The sequence below is a fragment of the Actinoallomurus purpureus genome (assembly GCF_024055795.1).
GTDB lineage: Bacteria > Actinomycetota > Actinomycetes > Streptosporangiales > Streptosporangiaceae > Actinoallomurus > Actinoallomurus purpureus.
Genome location: NZ_JAMXMY010000001.1, coordinates 904,768 through 916,655, shown reverse-complemented (window position 1 = coordinate 916,655; position 11,888 = coordinate 904,768). Strand labels below are relative to the sequence as shown.

Below are 11,888 nucleotides of genomic sequence, written 5' to 3'. Positions count from 1 at the left end.
CTTGACCCGGTCCTTAAGGACCGGGTTTGGAGGTAGCCCCCAGCTAGCTGCTGGGCGTCGGCGTCAGTTTGACCTGCACCACGACCTTCACAGACTGTGACCATATCATTGCTTTACGTCGCCACGCCGGGAACCGAGCCCCGCTATTCACACGGGCCGCAGCGTCGCCTGCACCCTGCACGTACACGTGGCCGTTGACACCCAAGTAGTGGGCGAGCACTTCTGGTCGCCGTCCTGCTTGGCCGCATCCTGCGGCGGGGCACCGCTCAAGGTCGTCAAGGACTACACCGGAAAACCAGAAACGACCGGTCTAAGCGGCGCTAACGCGCCGCACACGAGGGAAACGATTCCTCCCGCCCCTGAAGCTGAAGGGGTGGGGCTCCTCGCTAGATCATGCTGAAAAGCAGGCCCAGCGGGTGGTCGAGTTCGCCGTAGCCGGCCCGGACGATCTGACCGTGGTCCTGTCCAAGGCCTTCCGCTGGGCCCGCTGTGACGTCAGGTCTTGTTGACCGGGTTGGGCGGTGGGGCGGGGAACTTCGCCTTACGGTCCGCCGAAGCGTACGCCTGGCCGGCGCGGTCCACACCCGCAGTGAACTGCCCGACGACTTCCAGGGCGTCGGCGATCTGCTCGAGCACCCTCTCCTGATAGACGTTGAGCCTGGCCGCGCTTGCCTGCGCCGACGCCTTGATAGGGCTGTCCTCCTCCTCCGGCAGGTTCGCGTACTCCAATCCGGTCCCCTGGCCGGCCGCGTACGGGTTGATCGTCGCGTTCTGGCCGAAGACGGTGTCCTTGGAGGCCCAGACCTTGGCCCTCACATCCTGGTACAACGCCACCGCGCTCTGGAGCTCGGAAATGATCGTGTACAGAGAGGCACGCATCGACGCCATGCTCAGCCGGATAGGCCAGCACTCGGGTATGTCGGTGGCTGAGCCCCCGCCCCCCGACGGTTGGCCCGGTGGATCGTCGTTGAACGATGGGGGACCGGGAGTGCCGTTCCAAGGTGACGGGACCGCGAGTTGCGGGACGTGCGACCAAGCGTCTGGGCCCGGGTCAGGGTCTGGCGGACCGTCGCCTGACGAGGGTTGGTACGGCGGACCGTATTTCGGTTGCCTCCCGTTTTTTTGCAAGGAGTCATTCAAACTAGCCACGCTGCGCTCCCATCCTCGCGGGGCCTGCCGGCCGAGGCAGACGGCGCGTCTACCACTACTACCACCGTGTGGACATTGTGTAGCAGCAAGGATGTCACGAGTCCACACGATGTGGGATGCTTGTGACAGGTGTCGCTGCGGAGGCCTGGGAGCGACGGGCGCACACCAGAAGGATGAGTGATCAGGGCACGAGATGGAAGGCGGGCCCTCGTGGCGGACGGACCGCAGACTTTCGAGGAATTCAAGGTCGATCTGGCGCAGTTGCACAACGCCATCGGCATCGTCAGGCGTGAGCACGCTGCGATCAGCGAAGCCATGTCCGCGACCGGTCGCGAGTTCCGCGCGGTCAAGGATGCGTGGGGGACGCCGTCCGCGGCGACCTACGACGAGATGCAGGCCTGGTTCGTGAGAGTATCGAACGATCTTGAAGATCTACTTAACGACATGGCGAACCGTCTGCAGACGGCCTACAACAACTATCTGCACTCGGAAGCGGCCAACGCCAAGAACTTGACGGCGCAGGGGGGTCCGGCCTCGGCGCATCACCCGGGCGGCCACGGGGCGGGCGGACACGGTCACACCAATAAGAGCGATCATCCGGCATTGCGCCTGCGAGCCGGGGGCATGGCGCCAAGGCCGAGGTCTGACGCAGTGCCGGTGGTCCACCCTAAAGAGGGCTCCGGATGATACTCCGCCGGTTCGTTGATGCGTCCCCACATCATAGATGTGACGCGGTTCAGGCCGGACCCGAAAATTCGATCCTGGCCTGTTGCCGGTCGCGCGACCCTGAAGGGCAGTTGAAGGGCCATGCCCGACGTAAACTACGACGCCGTTGACTCCTTCTATGTGTACCCGGACGAACTGGTAACGCATGGCAATAACATCAAGCACAATAACCAGATTGTCGCGGACTCGCTTTCGAATATTATTAACACCCTCCGCGACCTCCGTCTGGGGTGGGCAGGCAGGACCTCTGATGAGGCCAAGGATTTCGGGGACAGATGGAATGCGGTGGCAGAGGAGCTCTTCGGCACCAAGGAGCATCCTGAAAAAGGCGTTCTCAATGACATTGCGGCCGGTGTGCTGATCGTCGCCGGCCTTTTCAGTACCACCGAGCACGCGCTCGCCGACTACTTCGGCAAGTTCTACCAGGCGCTGAGCGGTGGCAGTGGTGGTGACGGTGGCGGATCCGATGGGGTGCCACAGAGCATCACCGACCCGACCACGACGGCCGTCACGGAGGAGTGGTGAGGGACAGAGGCCGGCCATGCGTCGTGCGGGCGGCCGCACCCGGTAGGTCTGTCGAGGTCACCTACGAGGCGACCGTCCCGCACTCGGCTCGCTGGGGCCCGATGATTGCCGACGTCATCCCATGAGCGAGATCGCTTCCCGCCGTCCGGCGCGGAAGATCGCGCCGGTCATGCCGGAGCAGAAGATAAATATGGCGACTGTTTTCGTCAAGGAGGCCTGATCTCCGATGGCGGTGAACCCTACCTTCGGCGTCGACATCGACGCGATATACGATCTGGGAAACATGTGGATCGGCCTGGGCGATGCCCTGCATGAACACATGATTGCCATGAGCGGCGCGGTCGCCGGCATGGACTGGGGCGGTTTGGCCGCTAGTTCGATGAGGTGGCTGTGGGGCTCCGGTGCCTACCCCGGAGGGAACGGTTCCCCGGACGGCGGCATCACTAAGCTGCTGGCCGATGCCCGTGATAATGCATATCAGATCGGCGGGGCGATCAATTACTACGCCGACCAGATGGTAGACGCTCTTGAAAAGTACTATAAAGAGCAAGATATCGCACTTATTGTCGCACTCGTCCTAATCCCTGTTAGTTTCATTCTACCCCTCGGCTTTTTGGGAAGGGCGCTCGCTGCTGTTAACGAGATAGTGGAAAATCTTGTCGGAGTGCTCACGCAGCTGAGCAGGCTCGGCACAATCGGTGAGACCGTTAACGGTTTCATCTCAGCGAGCATCACGGGTGCGATCGTCGAAACAGCTCTTACTTTCAGCACCGAAGAGATCGTTCACGCCGCCTTCAAGGAGCATTGGGCGCCTGACCCGGTTACGGCGGGCATCACCGTGGGAGGAGGTGCCCTTTACGGCGGCCTCTTCCATGCTCCCGATGTTCCGGGTGGTCCCCCTCCCAAGGGCATCGGCAATGGCCCCAAGGCCACACCCCACGTCGAGGTCCCAGAGAACGCGCCGCACGTCAATCCGGGGGGTGGCAAGAACGGTCCCGGCGCAGTCCTGCCACCGAACCCACCGAGGCTTGGCCTCAACAACGAGCCGACCACCATACCGGCGCTCAATGACTCGTTCGTCCGCACGGGCAACGACAGGGCGGCGCCACCCAACGGTACGCAGCGTTCTGGCAACGAGGTTCTCACCGGGAATGGCAGCCATCCGGGCGGCCCGTCGGACCCCGTCCCCGTAAAATCGCCCAACGATCCGGCCTTCGGCTCTGGCGGCCTTGCCGGCCCCCCGAAGCCTGGTCAAACTCCGGCCGGTGATTTCGCCGCCCGGCCCGGTGGGAATGACGGTGGCGGTGCGAACGGACGAAGCCCGGCCGCCCCAGGCCCCGGCGAGCACCCCGGCCGGTCGGCGGGCAACGGGCCTGGCATGTCCGGGTCGGGGCCGAAAGACACGCGAGCCGAAGCCGGGGGCGGGTCGAGCCCGGTGTTGAGTCCCGAGGGGGACGGCGTCCGTGTGCCCCCTACCTCACACGGTGAGGGGCCCGTCGTAGGTGGGAACAACCACCCCGGCACCGTCGGTAACGGACGTCCCGCCGGCGCCCCGGGGAGTGAGCGTCCGGCCCAGGGCAATGGGCCGAAGGAGAACGCGGACCGGCCTGGCGGGAGCGGCCCAGGCGGCGACGGCACCTTGATCGGGGACCACTCCGGGCCGCCCGCGAACATCGTCACGACGAGCGGCAAGACGGAACCTTCTGGTCCTAGCGGCTTCATGGACCCGGCGAATCGCCACGCACCGGGCGGTAACGGCGGACCAGGTTCGGAGAAGCCCGCGGCGGCCGGTGACCCCGGTCTGGCCGATCCCGGACGGAATTCTGCGAACCCTGGCGGGTCGGCGGGGTCGAGGGGCGGCGAGCAGGGTGGCGGCACCAATAGGCCCGACAGGAGCCCCGGTACTCCTAAGCCTGCCGAGCAGGCACCCAGGGCTGACAGTGCGACCTCGGCCAAGGGGGCCGGGGACGGTGCGCGGCAGAATGGCGCCGGCGGGTCTGCCCTTTCTGGCGTGGGTGAGCGTGGCGGCAGTGGGTCTGAGCCCACCGGCAATAAGCAGGCAGCCGGCGCCAAAAAAGTCGTCCGCCCCGAGTTCAGGAACAATGAGGGCGAAAGGCATGCCAAGGCGGCTGAAGGTCGTCGTGACGAGCCCTCAAAGGGTTCCGCTGAGCCGACCGGTTCCGAGACTAACGGTGCAACCTCGGCCAAGGCCGCCGGCGACGGCGCGCGGCAGAATAGCCCCAGCAAATTCCGCTTCCCCGGCGAAGGCGAGAGGCTCGGCAGCGGGCCCGAGGGTTCTGGCGAAAATAACGCCGGAAATAGAGCGGTCGCCGCCCAAGAAGGCGGCAGAGTCGCATCCAGGGGAATGGGGAAGGATCTCGCCAGGGCGGCTGAAAGTCGTCGCGCTAACGAGCTCTCAAAGGGTTCCGCTGAGCCGGGCGGTTCCGAGACGAACGGTGCAACCTCGGCCAAGGCCGCCGATGACGGCGCACGGCAGAATGGCCCCAGCCAGTCTCGTTTCCCCGGCGAAGATGAGAGGCTCGGCAAAGGGTCTGCGCATTCTGACGAAAATAAAGCGGTCGGCGCCCGAACAGTCGACCGCCCTGAGTTCAGGAACGATGAGGGCGAAGCGCACGCCAGGGCGGCTGAAGGTCGTCGCGCTAACGAGCTCTCAAAGGGTTCCGCCGAGCCGGGTGAGGCGGGCGCATCCAAGTCGGAAGTTCACTCCGGGCCGGCCGGGTCGACGGATCCGGCGCCTACGGCGCACACCACGCAGCTCTTCGCCGAGAACAAGGCGAACGGCGAATGGCACCTGGTCGAGGTCTCCCACGGACAGCGGCCAGATGGGTCTACAGGAGCCAAACCGCCAAGCAAAACGCGCTCCTCAGCCGACCCGGCACCGGAGACCTCGGAGGACAAGACAGCGACCGGTGGTACGGACGCAAACCGCTACTACGAGGTCGACCCGTACACCGGAGAAAAAACCGAGAAACACCTGGATGCCAACGACTGGGTCGTGAATGCCAAGTCCCTCGGATCGGTTCACACACGGTTCGGTTACAAGAACGGCGACCGGTTTCCGGTCGGCGACCCCGGCGAACGTTTGGCCAAGTTCGACACCGCCAAGGGCCGTTGGGACGTCGTCACCGTCACCGCCAAGCCGACCGGCTCCGGTGGGAGGTACGGGGCCTTCGCTCCCCCGAACCGAACACTCAAGACGCCCGAGAGCGAAGTCGCAAAGCAGGTGCTCGCGCGGGACAGCGAGGGCAACATCGACCTGGTGACCGTCGAGCAGCGCCCGGCGGGCGGGGTGAAAAGCGACGACAACGACTACGAGTCCTACTACAGCCTGGGTAAGGACGGCACGGACGGCTGGCACGACGCGTATCCGCTCGGATCAGCGAAGGCCGAGCGGATCATCACCGCGCCCAAGGCTTACCGGCTCGGCGACGGTGAGAAGGCGACTCCCGATTCGGAGCCGCCCACCGTACTCGCCCGCAGCGATTACACCGGAAAGTTCGAGAAGGTTCCGTCGGTCTCTTCTGGCACCAAGGCCGACCCGTCAGCGGCGGGAACAGGAATCTATTTCCGCGGCGGACCTGGCGGACCGGAGCCCGTACGGGCCAACGGCGAGAAGATCGACGTCGTCAAGGTGTCCGCCGACGGCCAAAAGGTCGAGCGCACCAGCTTCTCGCCTTCCGGCGAGGGTACGGCCACGCCGTTCGTCAACAAGGACGGCACGCTCACCCCGGCCTCGCAGCAGAAGATATCGCCCAGTGCACTGCGGTTCGACGAGAAGTCCGGCCAGATCATCCACGTAGAGCAGGAGTCCCCTGCGGCACCCGGCAGTGGCGGCTCCGGCGCCGGCCCCGGCTCGTCGGGCGGCGGGAAGGGCACCTCTAACCAGTCCAAGAGCAGCGGTTCCAGGACAAACACCGAGACCGTCATCAGGACCTTCACTGAGGACCGCAGGACGACCGGCGGCGCCACCTCGTCCAGACCGGCCGACGAAGGCACAGGTACGCCCGAAGCCTCGGACAAGAAGGGCTTCCCTGGCGAGGGCGCCAACCTCGGCAAGGAGCCGAGGGACCCCTTTGGCCACAAAACCGGGACCCGCCGGCCCACACCGACGGGCGGCGGCGACGGTCCTCAGCGGGCGGCCGGGCCGGTCTCTTCGCCCAAGAACGACCCGGCCCGTAACGGCGCCGGCGTCGGCTCGCCCACGTCCGGTTCCCGTACGGGCGGCACGCGTACGCGGAACGGTGACGGCTCCGAGACGGTGACCGAGAAGCCTGGAGGGTTCGGCACCGGGCCCTCCGGATCTCCCGGCGCTGGTGCCGGTGCCCGGAGTTCCGATAAGGCGCCCCCGTCGGCCCACGGCACTGGCAAGGCGTCGGAGGGGTCGTCCGCTGTCGGCCCGCGGAACTCCGACGATGTCGGTCGCTCATCGCAGGACGCCACCAAGCGTTCCTCCGAGCCAGGGGCGTCGCCGCCTGACATGCATGGCGGCAAACCCGGTGCCGGTGCCGGGCGTCCGGGGTCGTCTCGTTCTGGCGGGGGTTCGTCGGTCCCGGGGGAGCGTGCCGATCGGGCGCTTGAGAAGGCTTATGCGAATGAGGCTCGTGAGGTTGCGAATCGAAAGGCTCGGGATGCTCGGCTAAAGGCTCGGGAGGAGTCGGGGGCGGCTTCAGGGCCGGATGCGAAGGATGCCGGGAAGTTTGGTGCGCCCGATCCTGTTCATACGCCGGTGCAGGGTGCTGCTGTGTGGCGGTCGGCGGATGGTCGGTTGGTGGTGGAAGGGCATTCTTCGGTTAGTGACCATGACATCGTTGTTAATGGTCACGACCCCGTCTATGGCCGGATGAGTCCGGAGCATTTCGCCAAGTGGCTGAAGGGGAACTTCGGGGATAGCAACGGTGTTGTTGTGCTGGCGAAGAACTCGCATTCGTTCGCGCAGGCGCTTGCGGAGAAGCTCCAAAAGCCGGTGACCGCGCCGTTCCACGAGTTCTTCCGGGCGAAGTCCGGTGATTACCATGCCGGGGTGCAGCGGTCTGGTCCGGATGGCAAAGAGCAGGCCGCCGCTGAGAAATGGGATGGGTGGGATACCTATACGCCGGGTGGTGGCATAACCCGGGTGGGTGGGGTCCTGCCGAAGCTCGAGCCTCACGTGAACACTCACTCGAGCTCGGACGCCGGTGCGGGCTCGCCCACGTCCGGTTCCCGTATGGGCGATGGGGAAGCGCCGGCACCCGGCGGCATGCGTTCGCGGAGTAATGAAGGTTCCGGGACGGTGACCGAGCAGCCCAGGCCCGGCACCGGACACTCCGAATCTCCCGGCGCTGGTGCCGGTGCCCGTGCCCGGAGCTCCGATGACGTGGCCCCGCCGGCCCATGGCACTGGCAACGCGCCGGAGGAGTCGCCTGCTGTCGGCCCGCGGACCTCTGACGATCCTTCATCAGGTGAGGCCACGCGTACTTCCGGCCCGGGCGCATCGTCGGCTGACATGCACGGCGGTGGACCCGACGCCAGCGCCGGGCGTCCGGCATCGTCTCGTTCTGGCGGGGGCTCGGCCAGGCAGGCGCAGCAGGACGAGCACGAGATGAACCGAACGAGGCGGCAGGCAAAGTTCGACGAGGAACAAAAAGCCAAAGGCCAGCCGACGCGCAAATTGACCCCGCAGGAGCATGCCGATCGGGCGCTCAAGGAGATCCACGCGAAGGAGGCGCGTGAGGCCGGGAGGCAAAAAGAGCGAGCGGCTCGGGTAGAGGCGCAGAGGAAGGCTCGGGAGGAGTCGGAGGCGGCTTCAGGGCCGGACGCGAAGGGCACCTGGAAATTTGGTGAGCCCGATCCCGCTCATACGCCCGTGCAGGGTGCCGTTGTGTGGCGGTCGGCGGACGGTCGGTTGGTGGTGGAAGGACAGGTTCTGCCTGTCGATAATTACATCTTCGTCAAAGGTCACGACCCTGTCCATGGCGGGATGAGTCCGGAGCATTTCGCCAAGTGGCTGAAAGAGAACTTCGGGGAGAGTAATGGTGTGGTTCTGCTGGCGAAGGACGCGCGTTCGTTCGCGCCTGCGCTCGCGGAGAGGCTCCAAAAGTCGGTGACCGCACCGTTCCACGAGTTCACCCAAGTGGAGTCCGGTGCTTACCATGCCGGGGTGCGGCGGCCTGGTCCGGATGGCAAACCGCAGGTCGTCGCTGGGGAGTTCGACGGGTGGGATACCTATGCGCCGGGTGGTGGCAGGACCTCGGTGGGCGGGGTCCTGCCGAAGCTCGAGCCAGATGTGAACAGTCACTCGAGGTCGGGGGCCGGTGCGGGCTCGCCCACGCCCGGCGCCCGTACGGGCGCCGGGGAAGCGCTGGCGTCCGGTGGCGTGCGTTCGGGGGTTGATGGCGGTTCCGGGACGGTGACCGAGCAGGCCGGTACCGGCCCCCGGAGCTCCGGTGCCGTGGCCCCATCGGCCCACGGCACCGGCAACGCGCCGGAGGAATCGTCCGCTGTCGGCCCGCGGACGTCTGACGACTCTTCATCAGGTGAGGCCGCGCGTACTTCCGGCCCGGGCGCATCGTCGGCTGACATGCACGGCGGTGGACCCGACGCCGGTGCCGGGCTTCCGGCATCGTCTCGTTCTGGCGGGGCCTCAGCCAGGCAGGCGTGGCAGCAGGCGCACGAGATGAACCGAGCAAGGCGGCAGGCAGAGTTCGATGAGGAACAAAAAGCCAAGGGCCAGACGCCGCGCAAATTGACCCCGCAGGAGCATGCCGATCGGGCGCTCAAGGAGATCCACGCGAAGGAGGCCCGTCGGGCCGCGAAGCAAAAAGCTCGAGAAGCCAAGGAACGAGCGGAACGAGCAAAGGCTCGAGCGGAGCAGGCCGAACGACGCGCGGCGAAAACAGCGGAGCTCCAGGCGCAGGCGGCATCAGGAGCGAACGCCACGGAAGCCGGGGGTTCGTCCAGTGCCACGCCGGCCCAAGCCGGGCCGCAGCCCCTGCCCGAGATTCGCGCGGATCGCCTGCGGGACGCCGCCACGGTGCGCGAGATGCTTCAGCAGCGTTCCCCGGATCAATACGGCCAGATCGGCAACGAGGTCTCCGCGATCGTTCGCGAGGTGAGCGTGCTCCCGGGCGCTCACAACGTGGACGCTCAGCGTATGGCCGGGATCTGGCAGTTGGTCGGGACCGAGATCCTCTGGAAGGGCCACCATGCCGCGATAGGTCTCGCCCAGGACCACTTCGGCGTGCCCCGTCAGGAGATGCCTGGGCTACTGGAGAAGTTCGACTCGTCCAGGTTCGATCCCGCACGCGCTGATGTGACCCTTTCCATGTGGTCCCCCATGCGCGAGGACCAGTTCATGGAAGACGCCAGCACGATTTGGGCCGCCAAGAAGCCCGTCGACCCGGACGCGGGTTCGTCGGCGGATGGCACCAAGGCGGGTTCGGGTTCGTCGGACGATGACACCAAGGTACTTTCGCCGGCCGATAAGACCCAGGTGCGTCTGATCGCGGCGGAGATCGGCCGAAATTACCTCGGCGGTCGTTCCGATGCCGGTAACGAACTTGCCGAGATCCTCTCGGACCCCGAGAGCGCCGCGAAGCAGAAGCTTCAGCTGATAAAGCGGTTCTCGCCCGAGGCGCATGACCAGATCATGCAAGAGGCCTCCGTGATCGTCGATCACCTGCAGGCCGTGCCGGGCGCTCAGCGTCTAGACGATGATGAGCGGTCGAAACTGGTTCTGCTGGTCGCGGCGGAGATCGCCTGGAGTGGCCACAACGGCGCGTTGCGTCTGGCGCGTAAGCACTTCGGTGCGCATGACTGGACGCCCCGGTTCAGCCCGGAGGAGCGGGCGCTGTTCAAACAGTCGCGGTTCGATCCCGCGCGTGCCGATGTCTCGCTCGGGCTGTGGTCTCCTGAGCAGCAGGACGAGTACATGAGAGCGGCGGCCGAGACCGCCGGCCGACACGGTATCTCCGATGAAGATCCGGTGCGTCTGATCGCGGCGGAGATCGCCCGGAACTACCGCGACGGTCGTACCGATTTCAGGGTCGGTAACGGCTTCGCCGAGACCGTCGCGGCCACTAACGATGTGCAAAGCGCGATCCGAACGGTGCGGGCGCGGGCGGTGGAGTACGCGCGGGCGATCGTGAGAAATACGAGTGTCCATGTGCCGTCGGCACGTGACTCTGAAGACGAGTCGCCCCTGGGCCCAGTGGAGCTGAAAGTCGCCGCCGAGGTCATCCGGTCTGGGGAAGAAGCCGGCAAGAACCTTGCGAGGGAACTTGCCCCCCGTCTCACCGATCCAGTCGCTGACGCTTCGTCTTTGGAGGAGGCCTGGGCGGACGTGCAAAGCGCAGCCCGCGAAGTGCTGGCGCGGGCGGTGGAGTCCGCGCGGGCGACCGTGGGGGATCTGAGCGGGCATGCGCTGTCGTTGCGTGACGTTGAAGGCGGGTCGCCCCTGGGTCGAGTGGGGCTGCACGTTGCCGCCGAGGTCATCCGATCCGGGCAAGGCGCCGGCGAGAAGCGCGCGCGTGAGCTCATCGTCTGGTCCGGCGAAGGCGCCGGCGAGAACCGTGCGCCTAAGCTCGTCCTCCGTCCGAAGGAACCGACGCGGGAGCAAGGTGATTCACGGCTTTTCGCGGAGACGGTCACGCCGCAGGGATCCGTGCCTCCCGTACGGCCGCCTCGTGACGTCGACACCCCCCCGAAGCCGACGGTCCACCTTGGCGTGGAGCCGGAGCCGGTTCGGGAGGACATGGACCTCGTCTCGCTGCTGCGCGAAGGCGGGTTGAGCCCGATCGCCGGATATCTGGAGGCGGGCAAGGTTCCGCAGGTCTGGTTGGCCAAGGGCGTGCAACGCCGGTTGAGTTCGCGGGAGAACGTCGACCTCTCGCTGAGCCGGGCGGTCGACGCGTTGATCGCCTCTCCAAAGGCCGAGGTGCGGGATGCCGATGGCGGTCTCATGTCGCCGCCGGATACCGATGAGACAGGTTCGGCTGCAGTGTCCGGCTCGCCCGATGGGCAGTTCTTGATCCATGAAAGCGGTAAATCGAGTGGTCCGTTCGAGTCCGCGGCGGGCGACGGCAGGGCGTGGCAGAAGTCCTCGTGGAGCGGCGTGGACTGCGTGGAAGTGGCTCTCATCTCGACCGCGGCCCGAATGGACCGGTGAGGGCGGCGATACCTGCGCGGGTAGAAGCGGGGCCAGTAACTCCCACTCCTCATCGGTCAGATCATGACGCTTCAGCCGTTCATCAACATCCACCCGGGATGGTTTACAGAACCCAAAGATCAAGATCTACAGGAAACGTCCTAGGTCTCTGCCGTTCGGACGTTGTCGTTCCGGCAGGGGCGATGGGACATGGAATCACGTTGACCACACGGCGTGGCCGCCGCAGGGCGTTGCGGTCAGCATGGTGAATCGGGGCCTGGTCGTGGCGCCGCCCCCGGCCCAGATCCACCAGGTTCGAGCCGGTGTACGTTGGAGAGGCGTGACA

General features: G+C 66.1%; 4 protein-coding genes. 3 read left to right on the top strand and 1 reads right to left on the bottom strand.

Going from position 1 to position 11,888, the window contains the following annotated elements; translation table 11 throughout:
• Nucleotides 1-495: 495 nt before the first annotated feature.
• On the bottom strand, nt 496-879 hold the full coding sequence (locus NE236_RS04285; protein ID WP_252840450.1) for a hypothetical protein: 384 nt from the start codon (nt 877-879) through the stop codon (nt 496-498).
• A gap of 480 nt (nt 880-1,359) precedes the next feature.
• Here NE236_RS04285 and NE236_RS04280 point away from each other — a divergent pair, with 480 nt between their 5' ends.
• From NE236_RS04280 to NE236_RS04270, 3 genes are all read left to right on the top strand, one after another.
• Nucleotides 1,360-1,836 carry a WXG100 family type VII secretion target gene (locus NE236_RS04280; protein ID WP_252840449.1) on the top strand — a complete coding sequence of 159 codons (477 nt, stop codon included), beginning with the start codon at nt 1,360-1,362 and terminating at the stop codon, nt 1,834-1,836.
• A 120-nt stretch (nt 1,837-1,956) separates the two neighbouring features.
• Nucleotides 1,957-2,400 carry a WXG100 family type VII secretion target gene (locus NE236_RS04275; RefSeq protein ID WP_252840448.1) on the top strand — a complete coding sequence of 148 codons (444 nt, stop codon included), beginning with the start codon at nt 1,957-1,959 and terminating at the stop codon, nt 2,398-2,400.
• A 226-nt stretch (nt 2,401-2,626) separates the two neighbouring features.
• Entirely contained in the window at nt 2,627-11,563 is an 8,937-nt protein-coding gene (locus tag NE236_RS04270) for a hypothetical protein (protein ID WP_252840447.1), read from the top strand.
• The last annotated feature ends 325 nt before the right edge of the window (nt 11,564-11,888 follow it).

Coding starts and splice junctions, on each gene's coding strand:
- NE236_RS04285 (WP_252840450.1), bottom strand. CDS start 879: ATGCGTGCCTCTCTGTACACGATCATTTCCGAGCTCCAGAGCGCGGTG.
- NE236_RS04270 (WP_252840447.1), top strand. CDS start 2,627: ATGGCGGTGAACCCTACCTTCGGCGTCGACATCGACGCGATATACGAT.
- NE236_RS04275 (WP_252840448.1), top strand. CDS start 1,957: ATGCCCGACGTAAACTACGACGCCGTTGACTCCTTCTATGTGTACCCG.